Raw genomic sequence first — 18,661 nt, 5'->3', positions numbered from 1 at the left:
ATGGACCATCGCGAGCTCGAACTGTTCCTGCACCTGGCCCGCACGCTCAACTACGGCCGCACCAGTCTGGAGTGTCACGTCAGCGCCGCGACCCTGACCCGGACCATCCAGCGCCTCGAGGTCCGCACCGGCAGCCGGCTGTTCGACCGCGGTCCGCGCGGGGTCGTGCTCACCGCCGACGGCCGCCGGTTCACGACGTACGCCGAACAGGTCCTGGGGCTGTGGAACGACTACCGCGCCGGAACCGACGTACCGCCTGACCTGTCCGGTGAGCTGCGTATCTTCGCCACTGTCACCGCCTGCGAGGCGCTGCTCCCCGACCTGCTTGCTCCGCTGCATGCTGCGCACCCGCAGATCCGTCTGGACATCCGCACTGGCGACGCTGCGATGGCACTGGCTCGGTTGGACGAGGGCGAGGTGGACGCTGCCGTCGCAGGCATCCCCAAGCGGCTACCCGAGACGCTGGTCAGCCGCACCATCGCCACCACTGACCTCATCCTGGTCAGTGCGCCAGGTGTGCCGTCAGACAGCCCGTACGTCGTACCGGCGCGCGGGCTGGTGCGTGAGGCAGCGTTCCGGTGGTTCCGGCAGCAGGGCCTGCGGCCGTCGATTGCGGCCGAGCCGGATGGCCATGAGGCGTTGCTGGCCTTGGTGGACCTCGGTATCGGCATCGGTGTCGTTCCGCGGCTGGTGCTCGACACCTCGACCTTCTCCGGCCGACTGGTCGAGCGACGGGTCCAACCGTCGCTCGACTCACTCGCGATCGGACTGTGCGTCCGGCGTACCGACCTGCACCGACCGCTCGTCACTGCGCTGTGGAACTCACCCGCGAGTTGAACTTCGCCGGCGCAGTCCAGCCACTGTCAGCAGGACAAGCCCAGCGAGGCAGAGCCAGGTGAACAGGTCTCCGATCGTGGTGTAGGCCGTGCGGAGACCGTGGGTCGGTACTGAGACCACCATGGTCTGTTGCTCGGTGCTGAAGTAGTCCACGCTGCCGACCGAGCGCCCGAGTGGGTCGAAGGCACCGGACTGGCCGTGGCTGTCCGCGCGGATCAGCGAGTAGCCGTTCTCGACCGCGCGCAAGGCAGTCTTCTCCGTGTGCGTGCGGCCGAACTCCACCCAGTCGTTCGACGGCACCAGCATCAGGTCTACCTCCGGCTGCTGCCGCATCAGGCTGGGGAAGTCGGCGTCGAAGCAGATCACGTTGGCGATCCGCCCCACCGGGCTGTCGACCGCCGGTACCTTGCCGTCGCCCGGCTCGATCCGGTCCATGGCCGGCACCGGCTTGCTCTTGTCGTACGTCCACCGAGCCTGGCCACGCGGGTCGATGAGCACTGCCTGGTTGCGGGCGTAGTACGGGGCCTTGCTGGTGAGAACCAGTAGGCCGGCGTTGATGTAGGTGCCGGTCTGACGTGCCACTGCGGCGATCTGCAGGAGCAGCGCGTCCCGGTCGGCCTCGCGGACCAGCGTGCCGGCCTCGGGCCAGACGACGATCTGCGCGCCGGCTGCAGCCTCGCGCTCGGTGGACTTCAGCAGGTCGTTGCTGACCAGTGCCAGCGCCGGACGCACTACCGCGGGGTCGCCGGAGGTCATCCCCTTCACACCCTCGTACTGCGTCAGTAGCCCATCCAGGCGAGCATCGACAGACCTGGACGGACTGATCGTTGCCACCCGGACGGTCTGAGCATCAGGAGCGAAGAAGGCGATCCGGATCGTGCCACCTACCAGCACAAGTGCCAGTACGGCGGCGTGCACCGTGGTGGCCAGCTTGATGTCTGGCCAGCGCAGTCGCTGCTCCCAGATGTGCAGAACTGTCGTGGCGAACCACGCCAGAATGAAGGTGATGCCATAGGTGCCGGTGATCGATGCCATCTGGATCAGCGGCAGGTTGGCGTGCTGAGTGGTCCCCATGGAACTGAGTGCGACGCCTAGCGGGCTGAGAGCGCCCAGGACGTACTCGGCGCCGACCATCGCGGTGGGGAAGACCAGAGTGCCGAGGAGACCCGGCAGTCGTCCGGCGAGCAGCCGGTCCACCACGTAAGGCACGACCAGGAAGGTGCTGTAGACCAGGATGATCGCGAACGTCGGGGTGAACACCTCCAGGCCGGACTCCGCCAGGTAGAAGGCGCCGCCGAGCGCGTACACCAGCCAGATAGCAGCGGTGCCGGTCAGCACGCGAGTGCTCCGGGTGAAGCGGAGCAGGAAGATCGTGAAGACCCAGGCGGCCAGTGCCATCCCCCAGCGGCCGTGATAGGCCAGCAGTGAGCCGGCTGAGCCGACGAGTAACCAGGGCCACGACTTGCTTTTGAGCAGCATGAACTGCTGTCCTTTCGGTGATTCGTGCGCGGTGAAACACGCCCTCGGGCGTGGTGTGCGGATCCGTGGCCGCCGAGTTGCCTCTCGGCGGCCACAGCCTTGTGTCAGTCCTTCGCCACCTCGGGGAAGGCCAGGAAGTAGGCCCGGACCGAGCGTGCGTCGGCACTGCTCTGTTCGCTGTTCGAGTACTTCAGCAGCAGCGCGATGTACTCCTCGAAGAACTCCTCGAGCTGGCCGAGCGTGACCTCGAGAACGCCCCGGGAGAACGGCAACGCGTCCGCCCACGGACCAAGCTCGTCGCGCTGCCGCAGGAACCGCTGCAGCGCCTCCTGGTCCTCGGCCAACGCCAGGTTGTTGAACTCCTGGAACGCCGCCCGGGTCGCCTCGTCCTGCTCGCTGTGCCTAGGAAAGCGGACATCCTGCGCGACACTGCGCCACCAACGCTCCCGACCGTTGCCTCGGCCAGGCACCTCCTCGACGAACCCGGCCTCGGCCAGGACGCGAAGGTTGTAGCTGGTGTTGCCGGTAGTCACACCGAGCGCCTTGGCCAGCGTGGTCGACGTGACCTCGCCCGCTTGGTTCAGCTCAGTGAGGATCCGTTGCCGGATCGGGTGCGCCAGCGCTTTCATCGCCCGCAGATCAGCGGTTCTCGACTCGGCCATAACTGCACGATAATCCGTGCACGGAAACCCGTGCAATCAGGGACAACCCTGGTTCCCGCTTCGCTTCCTCGCTCGGGCTCCTCGTGCCCGAAGGTGGGTCGGCTTCTCTTTGTGCACGAGGGCGATCTTTGTGCACCCACCAGTCACTTTTGCGGTCGAGAAGTGGTTGGTGGGTTCCCAAAGATGAGCGGGGTGCACAAAGAGGCTGGGGGAGAGCTAGTGCGGGGGTGGGCCTACTGTGCCGCCGGGGGTGAGGGTGGCGGGGACTAGTTGGGGTGGGAGGGGGGCTGCGCCTTCGAGTTGGCGGATCAGGGCCTCGATGCCCAGGCGGCCGAGCTCGGGGCCCGGCGTACGGAGGAAGGTGAGCTCGGGGTCGCTGAGGGCGGCGATCTCCGGAACCATCAGGAGCGAGAGCACGGACACGTCGCCGGGGACGTCGCGTCCCTGGCGTTTGAGGGCGGAGACGACGCCCAGTGCGCCGAACTCGTTCGCGACCAGGATCGCGGTCGTCGTCGGGTGCTCGCGCAAGAGACGTTCGGCCGTCTCACGGCCGGCGCGGGTGGTGTCCGAGCAGGGCTCGACGACGGTGCGCAGGCCGTACTCCGCCATGACCCGCCGGTACGCCGCCTCTGACCGGACCCAAGGGCCGTACTCGTGGAACCGAGGGTCGGTCAGGTCGCCTGAGATCAGTGCGAGCTCGCGGTGGCCGAGGTCGTAGAGATGGCCGACCGCGGCCTCGACGGTCGCGTCGAAGTCGATGTCCACATGAGCGAGGCCGTCGAGCTCCGTGGTCCGGCCGATCAGGGCGAACGGCGTACCGGTCCCGCGCAGCACCTCGACCCGCGGATCGGCGAGCTGGACCTCCATCAGGACGACGCCGTCGACCAGCCCCTGGCCGAGCAGCTCGCGCAGCTCCACGCCGTCGTTGCCGACCGGCCACAGCACCAGGTGATACTCCTTCGCGCGGGCCCGCTCGGCCGCCGCCGTGAAGAACTCCGCGGTCGACATCCCGAACCGGTGCTCGAGCGCGGGATAGGCCATCGCGATGATCCGGGTACGACGGCTGGCCAGGGCACGCGCGACCACGTTGCGCCGGTAGCCGAGCTCGGCCATCGCCGCCTCGATCCGGGCCCGGGTGGCCGGTGTCACCGGCTTGGTGTCGTTGAGCAGGAACGACACCGTCGCGATCGACACTCCAGCGCGCTCGGCGACGTCGCGCATCGTGACCATCGAGGCTGCCCCCTTGTGAACTCTTGACACCACTGTGACCCAAGGAACATAGTCCTTGCACTCCGGAGTTAAGCGCTTTACCTGCGACTGTGCAAGGAGTCCGATGTGATCAGCAGCAAGCGGCCCACCGCCGTCCTGGCGGCTGCGACAGCCCTGGCACTCGCCCTGGCGGCCTGCGGTGCCAGCGGAAACGCCAACAGCGGAAACGGCGGCGCGGTCAGCAGCCTGACCGTGCTCGACTACTACAACAACGATCCCGACAAGGCGCTGGTCCAGAAGGGCCTGGACGCGTGCGGGACCAAGCTCGGCGTCACTGTTCAGCGGGAGACGGTGCCTGGTGACACCTTGATCCAGAAGGTGCTGCAGCAGGCGTCGTCGAAGACACTGCCCGACGTGCTGATGCTCGACAATCCCGACGTCCAGCAGATCGCGGCCACCGGCGCCCTGGCGCCCCTGAACGACCTGGGTCTGAACGCGGACGGAGTCATTCAGGGCATGGTCGACGCGACGTCGTACCAAGGCAAGCTCTACGGACTGGCGCCGGTGACGAACACGATCGCGCTGTTCTACAACAAGGACATGCTGGCCGAAGCCGGCGTGCAGCCGCCGAAGACCTGGGACGAGCTGAAGGCCGCTGCCCAGAAGCTGACCAAGCCCGGCCGCTACGGCATCGCGTTCAACGCCAACGCGACGTACGAAGGTTCGTGGCAGTTCCTGCCGGCCATGTGGACCAATGGCGGCGACGAGACCGACCTGAAGAGCCCGCAGGTGGCGGAAGCCCTGCAGTTGTGGGTTGATCTCGTCCGGTCCGGCTCGGCGTCGAAGAGCGTGATCAACTGGACCCAGGGCGACGCCAAGGACCAGTTCGTGGCCGGCAAGGCCGCGATGATGGTGAACGGTCCGTGGCAGATCCCGGCGCTGCAGGAGAGCCCGAAGGTGAAGTGGGATGTCGTCACCTTCCCGCTGAACAAGCCGGATCAGACACCGATCGCGCCGCTCGGTGGCGAGGCCTGGACGGTCCCGCTGAACAAGGACCAGGCCAAGCAGCAGAAGGCCGCCGATTTCGTGAAGTGCCTGAACTCCGATGAGAACGAGCTGGCCTGGGCGAAGGCCCGCTTCACCCTCCCGACCAGGACCGCGCTGCTCGACCAGTACGCCGAGGAGGTGCCGTCGATGAAGGCGTTCGCCGAGCAGGTCAGGACGGCCCGGTCGCGGACCGGCAAGCTCGGCGACAAGTGGCCCGAGGCCGCCAAGGTGATCTACCAGGCGATCCAGCTGGCCCTGACCGGCAAGGCCTCGGCGCAGGACGCCTTCAAGCAGGCCTCGGGCGGCTGACATGGCGCAGGCGGCACTGACCCGGACAATCGCCGTACGCCGGCAGCGCGGCCGGCGTGGCGAGAGTCTGACGAAGGTCTTGTTCGTGCTCCCGGCCGCACTCGCGATGGCCGCGCTGTTCGGCTACCCGGTCCTGAAGAACCTGGTGATGAGCCTGCAGGCCTACGACCTGCGCACGTTCTTCACCGGGCAGGCGCCCTTCGTCGGGCTCAAGAACTACTCGGCGATGGTGAGCGACCAACTGTTCTCACAGGCGATGCTGAACACCGCGCTGTTCACCGTCGGCTCGATCGCCTTCCAGTTCGGCATCGGGCTGGCGCTCGCGCTGTTCTTCCGGCGACGCTTCCCGCTCGGTGGTCTGCTGCGATCGCTGCTGTTGCTGCCCTGGCTGCTGCCGCTGATCGTCTCGAGCGCGACCTGGCGCTCGATCCTCGAGCAGGACAACGGCATCCTCAACCGCACGCTCGCCGGTCTGCACCTGATCGATCAGCCGGTGCCGTGGCTGAACTCGCCGTCGGTCGCCCTGATCGCGGTGATCGGGGTGAACATCTGGATCGGCATCCCCTTCAACGTCACCCTCCTGTACGCCGGTCTGGCCGAGATCCCGGATGAGCTGTACGAAGCGGGGCAATTGGACGGAGCGACCGGGCGGCGCGCGTTCGTCCACATCACCTGGCCGAACCTGCGGGCGGTGGCCGGCGTGCTGCTGATGCTCGGCGTCGTCTACACGATCAAGGTGCTGGACATCATCCTCGGCCTGACCGGTGGCGGCCCGGCCAACGCGACGCAGACGCTCGCGACCCAGTCGTACGAGCGGTCCTTCGTCGACTTCAAGTTCGGTGAGGGCGCGGCGCTGAGCAATCTGCTGATCGCGATCTCGTTCTTGTTCGCGATCTTCTACCTGCGCGGCACCCGCCGTGCCGTGGACGAGTGAGGAGGCTCGGAGATGACGGATTCGGCCACCCGCCGAGCGACGTACACGGTGATCGGCGTACTGGTGCTGGTCGTGATGCTGTTCCCCGTCTACTGGATGGTGAACGCGTCGCTGCAACCGTCCGGGAACACCTTGACGGCTGGTCTGCTCCCGCTCGATCCGAGCTTCGCCGGCTACCGGCGGGCGCTCAGCGAGCAGGGTGGCAACCTCGTCACCAGCCTGATCATCGCCAGCGGCACGGTCGTGCTGAGCCTGTTGATCGCAGCTCCGTGCGCCTACGCGCTGGCCCAGTTCCGGTCCCGCTGGGTGTCGGTCGGCCTGCTGGCGATCCTGATCTCGCAGATGATCCCGGGGATCGTGATCGCCAACGCCCTCTACACGGCGTACGAACGGATCGGGTTGCTGAACTCGGTCCCGGGGCTGATCCTGGCGAACTGCAGCAACGGGGTGCCGTTCGCGATCCTGATCCTGCGGTCGTTCATGCTCTCGCTGCCACCGTCGCTGGTGGAGGCCGCGCGGGTCGACGGCGCCGGCCTGTTCCGCGCGTTCGTCGCGATCGTGCTGCCGATCAGCCGGAACTCCCTGATCACCGCGGGACTGTTCAGTTTCCTGTTCTCCTGGAGCGACTTCCTGTTCGCGCTGACGCTGACCACCAAGGGCGGCGTCCGGCCGGTCACGCTCGGCATCTACCAGTACCTGGGGACCCAGGTGCAGAACTGGAACGCGGTGATGGCCACCGCGGTCCTGTCGGCGATCCCGGCCGTCGTGCTGCTGGTCGCCGCGCAGAAGTACATCGCCGCCGGCGCCGTCGGCGGAGCGGTCAAATAACCTGCCTGACAAGGACATACAGATGACGATTCGCGTACTCGTCTGGGGCGAGAACCGGCACGAGCAGACCGAGCCGCACGTCGCCGGGATCTACCCCGACGGCATGCACGCCGCGATCGCCGCCGGGATCGCGGAGAACCTCGGCGACCAGGCGACAGTCGGTACGACGACGCTCGACGAACCAGAGCACGGGCTGACCGAGGAGGTGCTCGCCGATACCGATGTCCTCGTCTGGTGGGGGCATGCGGCGCACGGTGAGGTTGAGGACAAGGTGGTCGAGCGGGTGTACCAGCAGGTGCTGGCCGGGATGGGCCTGGTCGTCCTGCACTCCGGCCACTGGTCGAAGATCTTCGGCAAACTCATGGGTACGTCGTGCACGCTGCGCTGGCGCAGTGAGCGCGACCGTGAACTGGTGTGGACGGTGAACCCGACGCATCCGATCGCGCAGGGCGTGCCGCACCCGATCGAGATCGAGCAGCAGGAGATGTACGGCGAGTTCTTCGACATCCCGGTCCCGGACGAGCTGATCTTCATCTCGACCTTCAGCGGCGGTGAGGCCTTCCGGTCCGGCTGCACGTTCCGCCGGGGGCACGGGAAGATCTTCTACTTCTCACCGGGTGACCAGGACTTTCCGGTCTACCACCACAAGGACATCCGCCGGGTGATCGCGAACGGGGTGGCCTGGGCGAAGTCCGACCGCCCGGAGCGCGCCGTACCGACGCTGCTGCGGTACGAGAGTGGGGACTTCTTCAATGGTCACGGTTACGGCGGACCGATCGATGCCTGAACCCCTGCGCGTTCTCCAGGTGGGTGCCGGCGGTATGGGTCGTGCGTGGCTTCGGACCATTGCCGAGAGCCCGGACGCCACATTGGTCGGACTGGTCGACCTCGACACCGGGCTGGCCAGGAGTGCGGCCGACGAGCATGGGTACGGCGATGTGCCCGTGGCGGCGTCGATCGACGAGCTGGCGTCGCTGGCGGATGCCGTGGTCGACGTGACGGTGCCGGCCGCACACCCAGTCGTGAGTGCGACTGCGCTGCGGCATGGGCTGCCGGTGTTGTCGGAGAAGCCGTTGGCAGCGACTGTTCGCGAGGGACTGCAGATGGTGGCTGCCGCGGAGGTGAGCGCGAAGCTGCTGATGGTGTCGCAGTCCCGGAGGTACTTCCGGACCGGCAACGCCTTCGCCCGGCAGATCGCTCAGCTTGGCGTGGTCGGCTCCCTGTCGTGTGAGTTCTTCAAGGCACCGCGGTTCGGTGGCTTCCGCGAACAGATGGCTGAGCCGCTGCTGGTGGACATGGCGATCCACCAGTTCGACCTGGCTCGGAAACTGATCGGTTCGGCGCCGGTCTCGGTGTACTGCGACTCCTACAACCCGGAGTGGAGCTGGTTCGAGGGCAATGCGGCCGCCAATGCCGTATTCACCTTCGCCAACGGGACCAGGTTCGTGTTCAACGGCAGTTGGTGCGCTCCGGGCCTCGAGACCTCGTGGAACGGTGGCTGGCGAGCGAGCGCTGCGCAGGGAACGGCGTACTGGGACGGTGACAACGCACCGACCGGAGAGCTTGCTGACGGTACGGCGCTGGTAGCGGAGCTGACCGAGGAGCCTGAGCAGATCGCCGGTTCGCTGGCCGAGTTCGTCGCTGCGGTTCGTCAGGGGACCACGCCGCAGTCGGAGGTGCACTCCAACGTGGTCAGCGTGGCCATGGTGGAGGCCGCCGTACAGTCCGCCGCTACTGGTGCGCCGGTGCGGATTGCCGACGTACTGACTGCTGCGCATGAGGAGGCGATCGCTACTGCGTCAGACTCCGCTGTGCGTGCCTGCTTGGAGTCATGGCCGGACGTACTGAAGACTCTGGAGGTATGACGACCCTTTCGCGGTCACGGTTGGTTCCAATGCGACCGCGGGACCCGCACGAGCCCGGGCGCGTGGCGTCCACTCTGGAGCTGTTCTTCGACTTGGTGTTCGTGGTCGCCGTGAGCGTGGCGGCCGCCCAGCTGCACCATGCCCTCACTGAGAAGCACATCGCGCACGGCGTGCTGTCGTACGTGGTGGTGTTCTTCGCGATCTGGTGGGCGTGGATGAACTTCACCTGGTTCGCCACGTCGTTCGCGGTCGACGACTGGCTCTACCGGGTGCTGACGATCCTGCAGATGAGCGGAGTGCTGGTCCTCGCGGCCGGGATCGAGCGCGTCTTCGCCGACGAGGACTTCCGGGTCGTCGTCGTCGGGTACGTCGTGATGCGGGTCGCGATGATCGCGCAGTGGTTGCGGGCGAGCCGGGCCTCGGAGCATCGGCGGGTCACCCAGTTCTACGCGGGTGGAATCGCTGTGGTGCAGGTGCTGTGGATCGTCCTGCTGTTCCTGCCGCACGAAGTCACCATCATCGGCTGGGCGCTCTTCGCGCTCGCGGAGCTGGCGGTGCCGGTGCTGGCCGAGCGGCAGGGGCGGACCACGCCCTGGCACCCGCACCACATCACCGAGCGGTACGGCCTGTTCACGCTGATCCTGCTCGGCGAGAGCCTGCTGGCGTCGGCCAACGCGATCATCGAGGCGGTGCACGAGCATGAGGAGTTGCCGCCGCTGATCGCGATCTCGGTGCTCACCTTGGTCGTCACGGCGGCGCTGTGGTGGATCTACTTCTGGCCGCCGCACCACGCCGCGATCACCTCGTTCGCGAGCTCACTGCGCTACGGCTACGTGCACTTCTTCGTGTTTGCCGCGGCCGGCGCGTTCTCGGCCGGTGTCGAGGTGCAGATCGATGTCATCACCCATCACAGCAAGCTCAGTGAGTTCCTGGCGTCGTTCACGGTGACGCTGCCGATCGCCGTCTTCGTGCTCGGGATCTGGTGGATCGCGCTGCGCCGGAGCGCGGACCGGGTGGTGAACATCGTCGTACCGGTGGGTGCGCTGCTGGTGTTGTTCGACCCGATCATTCCGGTGCCGTTCGTGGTTACGGCGGTCCTGATGGTGGCGATTGTGGCGGTGCTCGTGATCAGGCCGCCGATAACTGTCGGTGGCGAGCAGTAGTTTCCCCTTGACCCACTGTGGCGATATTGTGGTTAACTTTCGCTACTGGGGGATGCGCCTGTAAGTCACTTACTGTTGGGGGTCCGCCATGCCCGCCCTACGCCGCCTCAGTCTCGCTGGACTGGCTCTTGTCACCACCGTCGCGGGAGTGTCGATGACCGCCGCCGCCGAACCACCTGAACCCACAGGGCTCGCGCAGGCCAACCGGACCATCCAGGGCATGTCGCTGGAGGAGAAGGTCGGGCAGCTGTTCGTGCTGTTCGCCTACGGACCCGACGCGCAGCTGCCGGACACGCGCAACACCAAGTTGTACGGCGTCCCGACCGCGGCCGAGGTGGTCGCGAAGTACAAGCCGGGTGGCTGGATCTACTTCGACGGCCGTGGCAACGTGCAGAACCCGACCCAGGTCGCGACGTTGTCCAACCAGCTCCAGCAGGCCGCGATCGGGACCGGGCTGCACGTGCCGCTCCTGATCGCCACCGACCAGGAGCAGGGCGTGGTCACCCGGATCGGTCCGCCGGCCACCCAGTTCGCCGGCGGGATGGCGCTCGGTGCATCCCGCAGTACGGCGGACGCCCGGACAGCCGCCGCGATCACCGGGCGCGAGTTGAAGGCCCTCGGTATCCGGCAGGACTACGCGCCGGACGCCGACGTGAACGTGAACGCGCTCAACCCCGTGATCGGCACCCGGTCGTTCTCCAGCGACCCGAAGCTGGTCTCGGACATGACTGTCGCGCAGGTCCAGGGCTTCCAGCGCGACGCCGGGATCACCGCGACCGCGAAGCACTTCCCCGGCCATGGGGACACGGTCGACGACAGTCACAACGACCTGCCGACGATCAACCACACGCTCGAGCAGTGGAACACGATCGACGCGCCACCGTTCAAGGCCGCGATCAAGGCCGGGATCGACTCGATCATGACCGCGCACATCGTCGTACCGGCGCTGGATCCGTCCGGTGACCCCGCGACGCTGAGCAAGCCGATCCTGTCCGGTGTGCTGCGGAAACAGCTCGGGTTCCAGGGCGTGATCGTGACCGACGGGCTGGAGATGGCCGCGGTCCGCGAGCAGTACGGCGATGCCGAGGCCGCGGTCCGCGCGATCGAGGCCGGGGTCGACCAGTTGCTGCTGCCGCCGGCTCCGGAGGTTCAGTTCAACGCGGTCTTGAACGCGGTGCGCTCCGGGCGGATCAGCGAGCGGCGGATCGACGAGAGCCTGCTGCGGATCCTGCTGCTCAAACTGAAGAACGGCGTCTTCTTCCAGCCGTACGTCGATGTCGCCAAGGCCGCCGCGATCGGGCCGGCGGAAAGCCTGGCGACGGCTCAGAAGATCGTGGACAAGAGCATCACGCTGATCAAGGACCACACCAAGACGCTGCCGCTGAGCAACACGCCGCGGAAGATCCTGGTGACCGGTTGGGGCGTCTCGACCACGCAGAACCTGGCGAACAGCCTCACCAAACGCGGTGCGGCCACGACCGTTGCCCAGACCGGTGCGGCGCCGAGTGACGCAGTCATAGCGGACTCGGTGGCGAAGGCCGCGGTCAACGACGTGACCGTCGTACTGACGCGAAAAGCCTGGGACTCGAAGGTCACCGACAAGCTCGGCAAGCAACGGAAGCTGGTCAACGACCTGCTGGCCACGGGTAAACCCGTGATCGTCGTTGCGGTCCAGGACCCCTATGACATCGCCTACTTCGACGCGGCACCGACGTTCCTGGCCACCTATGGCTATGCCGCGGTGTCGATGGAGTCGCTGACCAAGGCCCTGTACGGCGAGATCAAGCCGACCGGCAAGCTGCCCGTGGACATCCCGGTCGCCGGAGACCCGCAGAAACCCCTGTACCCCTTCGGCTACGGAATGAGCTGGTGACGATGAAACGACGCACTCTGTTCGCCGGTGCCGGCGTGATCGCCGCCGCGCCGCTGCTCGACGCACCCACTGCGCTCGCCCATGGCTCGGGAGGTGGCCGGACGTTGCTGACCGGGGCCGAGGTGCTGGCCAAGGACAACTGGAAGGCGCTGGCCGGGCAGAAGGTCGGAGTGATCAGCAACCCGACCGGCATCCTGTCCGACCTCAACCACGTCGTCGACGTCATGCATGCGTCCGGGAAGGTCAACGTAGTCGCGGTCTTCGGGCCCGAGCACGGCTTCCGCGGTTCTGCTCAGGCCGGTGGTTCCGAGGGCGACCACGTCGATCCGCGGACCGGCATCATGGTCTACGACGCGTACGGTGCGAACGCGGACAAGCTGGTGAACCTCTACACGAAGTCCGGCGTTCAGACGGTCGTCTTCGACATCCAGGACGTCGGTGCGCGGTTCTACACCTACATCTGGACGATGTACGAGGCGATGCTGGCCGCGGTCCGCACCGGCGCGCGCTTCGTCGTACTGGATCGGCCGAATCCGACCGGTGGGTCCGCGCGCGGGCCGATGCTGAAACCCGGCTACACGTCGGGCGTCGGCAAGCGGGAGATCATCCAGCAGCACGGGATGACGGTCGGCGAGCTGGCCCGGATCTTCAACGCCGAGTATCTGCCGCTCGACACCAACGGCGCCCGGCTGAAGGAGCTCCAGGTGATCCAGGTGCGCGGCTGGACGCGCGACCAGCTCTACGCCGACACCGGGCTCACCTGGGTGATGCCGAGTCCGAACATGCCGACACCGGATACCGCACTGCTCTACCCCGGCATGTGCCTGTTCGAGGCGACCAACATGTCCGAGGGGCGCGGGACGACGCGGCCGTTCGAGCTGATCGGAGCGCCGTACGTGGACTATCGCTGGGCGCAGGCGCTGCAGGCGAAGAAGATCCCGGGCGTGGCGTTCCGGGAGGCCTACTTCACGCCGACGATCAGCAAGAACGCGAACGTGCTCTGCGGCGGGGTCCAGGTGCAGATCACCGACCCGCGCAAGGCCGAGGCGATCGTCGCGGCGACGCACATGATCGTCGAGGCGCGGAGGCTGTACCCGGGCTTCGCCTGGCGGGCCGAGAACCCGCCCGGCCGCTGGATCGACCTGCTCACCGGGTCGGACCGGTTCCGGACCATGCTTTTGGCGGATGCGACTGCCGAGGAGATCGTGGCAGCCTGGAAGGCCGAGACCGACGCGTGGACCGCGCGGCGGGCCAAGTACCTGCTCTACAAGGGAGCGCATCGGTGAATCGCGTCCTTCCAAGAACAGTCCAAATGGCCACGATAGCCTCTGCGGTGATGCTGACGATGACTTCCCCTGCGGTTGCCCATGGCAACAAATCCGGCCGGTTCGACCAGCCCTATGACGGGTATGCGCCGAAGACGACCTTGCTTCGCGAGGCGACTCCGGCGAAGGCAGGTCTCGATCCGGCGCCGATCGACGCGGCGCTGGCCCAGGTCGACGGCTGGACGCGTCCGGCCGGTACGGCGAAACCTCTGTACGCCGGCGCGGTGACGCTGCTCGGTCATGACGGGCGCGTGGTCGCGCGGCAGGCGACCGGTCTCGCTCTGAAGTATGCCGACGGCAATGGCACCGAGCTGCCGGCCGACCAGCAGATCCCGATGCGGACCGACACCATCTTCGACATGGCCTCGGTCTCGAAGCTGTTCACCTCGATCGTGGTGCTGCAGCAGGTCGAGAAGGGCAAGATCGGGCTCGACGAGCCGATCGCGAAGTATGTGCCGGAGTTCGCCGCGAACGGCAAGGGCGCGATCACGGTCCGGCAGGCGCTCACGCACACGACCGGGCTGCCCTCGTGGCTGCCGTTGTGGAGTTCGCGGCCCGATGCGGCCTCGCGGCTGCTGATGGCGCTGACGGCGACGCCCACCACCACGCCTGCGGGGACGACGTACCTGTACAGCGACCTGAATCTGATCGCGCTCGGCGAGGTCGCGCACCAGGTGAGCGGCAAGACGCTCGACCGGCTCGTTGCCGACGGCATCACCAAGCCGCTGCAGATGCGCGACACCGGCTACAACCCGGATCCGAAGAAGAAGCCGCGGATCGCCGCGACGGAGTACCAGACGGCACCCCCTCGCGGGATGGTCTGGGGCTCGGTGCACGACGAGAACGCGTGGTCGCTGGATGGCGTCGCCGGGCATGCGGGTGTCTTCAGTACGGCGGACGACCTGGCCGTGCTCGCGCAGAGCTTCCTGAACGGCGGCAGCTACCGCGGTGCCCGGATCCTCAAGGAATCCTCGGTGACCGCGATGATCACCAACTTCAACCAGGCCTTCCCCGGGAACGACCACGGCCTCGGCTTCGAGCTGAACCAGCGCTGGTACATGAGCGGCCTGTCCGGGCCGCGCGCCGCCGGCCACACCGGCTACACCGGGACGTCGCTGGTGATCGACTTCGACTCGCGGTCGTTCGCGATCCTGCTCACCAATCGGGTGCACCCGAGCCGCAACTGGGGTTCGAACAACCCTGCCCGGCGTGCGGTCGCGCAGGGACTGGCGCTGGCGCTCGGGGTCGGTCCGCGGCACGGCAAGGACGCGTGGTTCTCCGGTACGACGGATGCCGCGACAACGACGCTCGCCACGACAGTCGCCGTACCGGCTGGTGGGGCGAAGCTGGCGTTCGACCTGTTCGTCGACACCGAGGACTCGGATCTGCTGTATCTCGAGACGTCGGAGGACGGGCAGACCTGGTCCAAGGTGCCGTTCACGGTCCGGGACCGGGGCACGGTGATCGACACCGACGGGACGATCAGTGGCTCCGGTGACCGGCACTGGCATCAGGTGACGGCCGAGCTGGCCGCTGGGCAGCGGTCGCTGCGCTGGCGGTATACGACCGATCCGCAGTACCAGGGCCGCGGTATCTACGTCGACGGTGTGAAGATCACGAGCGGTCGTGATGTTCTTCTCGACGGGGAACGAACGCCTGAGTCATTTACTGCAACAGGTTGGAGACTTTCGCGTCGGTGATCCCATCTGGTGCCGGGGGCTTGTCACCCAACCACACGCCTACTGCGGGGCGCTTGGCACGGCATCTCGCCGCACTGGTGCAAAGGCCACGATGGAAAAGCATCGAGGCCTTCGCCCCAGCACGCCGAGCTACCGCACCAAGCACCTCCTCGCTACGGCGTGTGGCTGGGCGACAAGCCCCAGTCGCCGTACCGTGGCTGTCATGAGTTCAACAACCTCTCCAGAACCCACGGGGCCGCTGCTGGTCCGAGTCCGCGCGGTGATGCCCGCGCTGGCGCCGGCCGAGCAGCGGGTGGCGAACGCGGTCCTCGCGGACCCGGGCGGAGTGGCTGCGATGACGATCTCGGAGCTGGCCGAGGTGGCCTCCACCTCGGAGACCACGGTCATCCGGTTCTGCAAGCAGATCGGCGTCCCCGGCTACCCGCAGCTCCGCCTGCAGTTGGCGGCCCAGTCGGCGACGGAGAACCTCCGGCCCGAGGTCGGTGGCGACATCGAGCCGGGTGACTCGCTCGACGACGTGGTCCGCAAGGTCGCGTTCGCCGACGAGCGCGCGGTCCGTGAGACCGCGCAGCAGGTCGACGTCGATGCGCTGGCCAAGGTGGTCTCCGCGGTCGTGAAGGCGCCGCGCGTCGACATCTACGGCTTCGGCGCGAGTGCCTTCGTCGCGCTCGACCTGCAGCAGAAGCTGCACCGGATCCGCCGCGTCGCGTTCGCCTGGTCCGACGTGCACATGGCGCTGCCCTCGGCCGCGCTGCTCGGCGAAGGCGATGTCGCGATCGGCATCTCGCACACCGGTGTCACGGTCGAGGTCGTCGAGGCGCTCGAGGAGGCCGCCAAGCACGGCGCCACCACGGTCGCCGTGACCAACTTCCCGCGCTCACCGCTGGCCCGGACCGCCGACCTGATGCTCACCACGGCCGCCCGCGAGACGACGTACCGGTCGGGTGCGATGTCCTCGCGGATCGCGCAGCTCACGGTGATCGACTGCCTGTTCATCGGGGTCGCCCAGCAGGTGCTGCCGGACGCGGTGAAGGCGCTGGAGCAGACGGCGACCTCGGTGCGTGGGCACCGGCTCAAGAGTTCGGAGTGAGAGCGGTCGGGTACGGATCGTTACGTCAATCTATTCTGTCAACGATGAACAGAATTGAAAATCCTTCAGTAGAAAACTAACATCGACACTGTGAGTACACCGACGGAGCAGCGCAATCCCCGCACGCTCGCCATCGACGCGGTGGGCACGACCGAGATCCTGCGGATGGTGAACGCCGAGGACGCCTCGGTCGCCGGCGCCGTCGCTGTGGTTCTGCCGCAGCTGGCCGATGCCGTCGACCGCGCGGTCGAGGCGATCCGCCGCGGCGGCCGTGTGCACTACTTCGGCGCCGGTACGTCGGGACGCCTGGCGGTGCTCGATGCCGCCGAACTGCTCCCGACGTTCCACGTCCCGGACGGTCTGGTGGTCGCTCACCACGCCGGCGGGATGGAGGCGCTGCTGCGCGCCGTCGAGAACGTCGAAGACTCCGAGCAGGGCGGCGCCGACGACGCTGCCGCGGTCACCGCCCGCGACATCGCGATCGGCCTCGCCGCCTCGGGCAGCACGCCGTACGTCGCGGGCGCTTTGAAGGCCGCCCGGGCGGCGGGTGCCGCCACGGTGTTGATCACCTCGAACCCGGACGCCCCGCTCGCGCCGCTGGCCGACATCGTGATTGCCGCGGACACCGGTCCCGAGGTCATCGCGGGCTCCACGCGGCTGAAGGCCGGTACGGCGCAGAAGATGATCCTCAACGCCTTCTCCACCACGCTGATGATCAAGCTCGGCCGCACCTGGTCCAACCTCATGGTCGACCTAGTAGCCACCAACCAGAAGCTCCGCAACCGCATGCTCCGCATCCTCGCCGAAGCCACCGGCGCCGACCCCGACGCCTGCGAATCAGCCCTCGCCGCCGCCGACGGCGAACTCAAGCCGGCCCTGGTCCACCTCCTCACCGGCGCCCCCATCCCCGCCGCCCGAGCCGCCCTCGAAGCCGCCAACGGCCGAGTAGCCACCGCCCTGACCACCCTCAACACCCACGCCTAACCCGCCCGCTCCAGCAACCGCCCCGTCCCCGGCCCCACCCCGTCGGCCCCGCCGCTCGCCGGTTCGCCGGCCCGCCCGCTGCCGCCTGCCCCGTGCCCAAAGGTGGGCTGCCTTCTCTTTGTGCACGGGATCCAACTTTGTGCACGGGATCCAACTTTGTGCACCCACCAACCATTTCTGCAGCCTCTAGGTGGTTGGTGGATACCCAAAGATGACCCAGGTGCCCAAAGAGCAGCGGGCTGCTCTTTGGGCACGGGTGGTGGGGGCCCAAGGGTGGGTTGGCTGCTCTTTGGGCGCGGTGCTCGTCTTTGTGCACGCATCGGTCGTTTTCGGGGGCTCTGGGTGGTTGGGGGATACCCAAAGTTGGATGAGGTGCACAAGGAGCGGCGGGCTGCTCTTTGGGCGTGGTTGGGTTTGGGGGTGGATGAAGAGTTGAGTGGTGGGCGGTTTTCGGGGGCTGTGCGGCGGGGGGAGGTGGTGGTGCGGCGGCGGGGGTCGGCGAACTCGCAGGGGTTGTTGCGGCATTTGGAGCGGGTGGGATTTGGGTTGGCGCCTCGGCTGATCGGGGTGGATGGGGAGACGGAGACGTTGAGCTATCTGCCGGGGGTGGCTGGGTATCCGCCGTTGAGTGCGGAGATTCGGTCGGATGCGGCGTTGGTGAGTGTGGCTCGGGCGGTACGGCGGTTGCATGACGCTACGGCGGGGTTTGAGCCGGTTGATGGGGAGTGGCGGGACCTGGAGGTCGCGGCACCGGTGCAGGTGGACTGCATCGGTCACCATGATCTGGCGCCGTGGAACCTGGTGTTCGATGGGCCCGAGGTGGTGGGGATCATCGACTGGGACACGATCCGGCCCTCGAACCGGCGGTGGGATCTGGCGTATGCGGCGCACCAGTTCGTGCCGTTCCATCCGCCGGCGTGGTTGGAGCCGTTCGGGTGGGACGTGGAGCCGGATCGGGCGAGGCGGTTGCGGTTGTTCTGCGACGCGTACGGGCTGGGGGTCGAGCCGGCCGAGCTGGTCGATCTGATCGGGCTCCGGCTGCTGGGGCACGCGGCGAACATCGAGCAGCAGGTGAAGGCGGGCAACTCGGCGTTCGACGTTCACCGGGACGAGGACCACGCGGGCGGCAACCGCGCAGCCGTCGCCTACATCCTGGCGAACCGCGCAGCGCTACTCGGCAACTGAGGACCGCCAGTACTCCACATTTGCGTTCGCGGCCGGGCGCGCATGCTCACTCGTTCCCGGCCGACGCAGTTGTGATGGCCTGGGCGTCCAGAAAGTTTCTGATGTCTTTCGGATGCTGTTCGGAGGTGAGTGCGGGGAACCCTTCGAATGTGTGTCGAGGGTGCTGCATTT

General features: G+C 67.3%; 16 protein-coding genes. 13 read left to right on the top strand and 3 right to left on the bottom strand.

The features are described 5' to 3' along the window. The gene (gene ilvY / locus OG474_RS10770) at positions 1 to 837 is read left to right on the top strand and encodes an HTH-type transcriptional activator IlvY (protein WP_405062118.1); all 837 of its coding nucleotides are present in this window, start codon (positions 1 to 3) and stop codon (positions 835 to 837) included. Here the strand turns inward: ilvY and OG474_RS10765 are convergent. The 3 genes from OG474_RS10765 to OG474_RS10755 form a co-directional block, all read right to left on the bottom strand. Then, a complete protein-coding gene (locus OG474_RS10765; RefSeq protein ID WP_405062117.1) occupies positions 823 to 2,316 on the bottom strand; it encodes an apolipoprotein N-acyltransferase in 1,494 nt (497 codons plus the stop codon). The genes ilvY and OG474_RS10765 overlap by 15 nt on opposite strands. 104 nt (positions 2,317 to 2,420) lie before the next feature. After that, positions 2,421 to 2,978, bottom strand: a complete 558-nt coding sequence (locus tag OG474_RS10760) for a helix-turn-helix domain-containing protein (protein ID WP_405062116.1) — start codon at positions 2,976 to 2,978, stop codon at positions 2,421 to 2,423. Between the two features lie 216 nt (positions 2,979 to 3,194). Then, entirely contained in the window at positions 3,195 to 4,208 is a 1,014-nt protein-coding gene (locus OG474_RS10755; RefSeq protein WP_405062115.1) for a LacI family DNA-binding transcriptional regulator, read from the bottom strand. A gap of 105 nt (positions 4,209 to 4,313) precedes the next feature. On the opposite strand from OG474_RS10755, the gene OG474_RS10750 reads away from it, so the two are divergent. The 12 genes from OG474_RS10750 to OG474_RS10695 all read left to right on the top strand — a co-directional run bounded on the left by OG474_RS10750 (position 4,314) and on the right by OG474_RS10695 (position 18,490). Next, positions 4,314 to 5,543, top strand: a complete 1,230-nt coding sequence (locus OG474_RS10750; RefSeq protein WP_405062114.1) for an ABC transporter substrate-binding protein — start codon at positions 4,314 to 4,316, stop codon at positions 5,541 to 5,543. Position 5,544: 1 nt separating this feature from the next. Continuing rightward, the gene (locus OG474_RS10745; protein ID WP_405062113.1) at positions 5,545 to 6,477 is read left to right on the top strand and encodes a carbohydrate ABC transporter permease; all 933 of its coding nucleotides are present in this window, start codon (positions 5,545 to 5,547) and stop codon (positions 6,475 to 6,477) included. Between the two features lie 12 nt (positions 6,478 to 6,489). Then, a complete protein-coding gene (locus OG474_RS10740; RefSeq protein WP_405062112.1) occupies positions 6,490 to 7,305 on the top strand; it encodes a carbohydrate ABC transporter permease in 816 nt (271 codons plus the stop codon). 22 nt (positions 7,306 to 7,327) lie between these two features. Next, the gene (locus OG474_RS10735; RefSeq protein WP_405062111.1) at positions 7,328 to 8,092 is read left to right on the top strand and encodes a ThuA domain-containing protein; all 765 of its coding nucleotides are present in this window, start codon (positions 7,328 to 7,330) and stop codon (positions 8,090 to 8,092) included. Continuing rightward, positions 8,085 to 9,170, top strand: a complete 1,086-nt coding sequence (locus OG474_RS10730) for a Gfo/Idh/MocA family protein (protein WP_405062110.1) — start codon at positions 8,085 to 8,087, stop codon at positions 9,168 to 9,170. The genes OG474_RS10735 and OG474_RS10730 overlap by 8 nt, the downstream gene beginning before the upstream one ends. Before the next feature lie 29 nt (positions 9,171 to 9,199). Continuing rightward, a complete protein-coding gene (locus tag OG474_RS10725; RefSeq protein WP_405062109.1) occupies positions 9,200 to 10,333 on the top strand; it encodes a low temperature requirement protein A in 1,134 nt (377 codons plus the stop codon). A gap of 88 nt (positions 10,334 to 10,421) precedes the next feature. Next, positions 10,422 to 12,206, top strand: a complete 1,785-nt coding sequence (locus tag OG474_RS10720; protein ID WP_405062108.1) for a glycoside hydrolase family 3 protein — start codon at positions 10,422 to 10,424, stop codon at positions 12,204 to 12,206. Between the two features lie 2 nt (positions 12,207 to 12,208). Further along, the gene (locus tag OG474_RS10715) at positions 12,209 to 13,492 is read left to right on the top strand and encodes an exo-beta-N-acetylmuramidase NamZ domain-containing protein (protein WP_405062107.1); all 1,284 of its coding nucleotides are present in this window, start codon (positions 12,209 to 12,211) and stop codon (positions 13,490 to 13,492) included. A 50-nt stretch (positions 13,493 to 13,542) separates the two neighbouring features. After that, the gene (locus OG474_RS10710) at positions 13,543 to 15,231 is read left to right on the top strand and encodes a serine hydrolase (protein WP_405062106.1); all 1,689 of its coding nucleotides are present in this window, start codon (positions 13,543 to 13,545) and stop codon (positions 15,229 to 15,231) included. 202 nt (positions 15,232 to 15,433) lie between these two features. Further along, positions 15,434 to 16,321 (top strand): MurR/RpiR family transcriptional regulator, encoded by an 888-nt coding sequence (locus tag OG474_RS10705; protein ID WP_405062105.1) that lies wholly within the window; start codon positions 15,434 to 15,436, stop codon positions 16,319 to 16,321. A 90-nt stretch (positions 16,322 to 16,411) separates the two neighbouring features. Further along, complete coding sequence (gene murQ, locus OG474_RS10700; RefSeq protein ID WP_405062104.1) at positions 16,412 to 17,305, top strand: N-acetylmuramic acid 6-phosphate etherase; 894 nt, start codon at positions 16,412 to 16,414, stop codon at positions 17,303 to 17,305. Positions 17,306 to 17,872: 567 nt separating this feature from the next. Beyond that, the gene (locus OG474_RS10695; protein WP_405062103.1) at positions 17,873 to 18,490 is read left to right on the top strand and encodes a phosphotransferase; all 618 of its coding nucleotides are present in this window, start codon (positions 17,873 to 17,875) and stop codon (positions 18,488 to 18,490) included. The last annotated feature ends 171 nt before the right edge of the window (positions 18,491 to 18,661 follow it).

The sequence above is a fragment of the Kribbella sp. NBC_01505 genome, from assembly GCF_045040285.1.
Classification (GTDB): Bacteria; Actinomycetota; Actinomycetes; order Propionibacteriales; family Kribbellaceae; genus Kribbella.
This window is presented reverse-complemented; position numbering and strand designations above follow the sequence as displayed.

What these genes read in the sequence shown, in the direction of transcription:
- ilvY (WP_405062118.1), top strand. Translation starts at nt 1, where the DNA reads ATGGACCATCGCGAGCTCGAACTGTTCCTGCACCTGGCCCGCACGCTC.
- OG474_RS10765 (WP_405062117.1), bottom strand. Translation starts at nt 2,316, where the DNA reads ATGCTGCTCAAAAGCAAGTCGTGGCCCTGGTTACTCGTCGGCTCAGCC.
- OG474_RS10760 (WP_405062116.1), bottom strand. Translation starts at nt 2,978, where the DNA reads ATGGCCGAGTCGAGAACCGCTGATCTGCGGGCGATGAAAGCGCTGGCG.
- OG474_RS10755 (WP_405062115.1), bottom strand. Translation starts at nt 4,208, where the DNA reads ATGGTCACGATGCGCGACGTCGCCGAGCGCGCTGGAGTGTCGATCGCG.
- OG474_RS10745 (WP_405062113.1), top strand. Translation starts at nt 5,545, where the DNA reads ATGGCGCAGGCGGCACTGACCCGGACAATCGCCGTACGCCGGCAGCGC.
- OG474_RS10740 (WP_405062112.1), top strand. Translation starts at nt 6,490, where the DNA reads ATGACGGATTCGGCCACCCGCCGAGCGACGTACACGGTGATCGGCGTA.
- OG474_RS10735 (WP_405062111.1), top strand. Translation starts at nt 7,328, where the DNA reads ATGACGATTCGCGTACTCGTCTGGGGCGAGAACCGGCACGAGCAGACC.
- OG474_RS10730 (WP_405062110.1), top strand. Translation starts at nt 8,085, where the DNA reads ATGCCTGAACCCCTGCGCGTTCTCCAGGTGGGTGCCGGCGGTATGGGT.
- OG474_RS10725 (WP_405062109.1), top strand. Translation starts at nt 9,200, where the DNA reads ATGCGACCGCGGGACCCGCACGAGCCCGGGCGCGTGGCGTCCACTCTG.
- OG474_RS10720 (WP_405062108.1), top strand. Translation starts at nt 10,422, where the DNA reads ATGCCCGCCCTACGCCGCCTCAGTCTCGCTGGACTGGCTCTTGTCACC.
- OG474_RS10715 (WP_405062107.1), top strand. Translation starts at nt 12,209, where the DNA reads ATGAAACGACGCACTCTGTTCGCCGGTGCCGGCGTGATCGCCGCCGCG.
- OG474_RS10710 (WP_405062106.1), top strand. Translation starts at nt 13,543, where the DNA reads ATGCTGACGATGACTTCCCCTGCGGTTGCCCATGGCAACAAATCCGGC.
- OG474_RS10705 (WP_405062105.1), top strand. Translation starts at nt 15,434, where the DNA reads ATGAGTTCAACAACCTCTCCAGAACCCACGGGGCCGCTGCTGGTCCGA.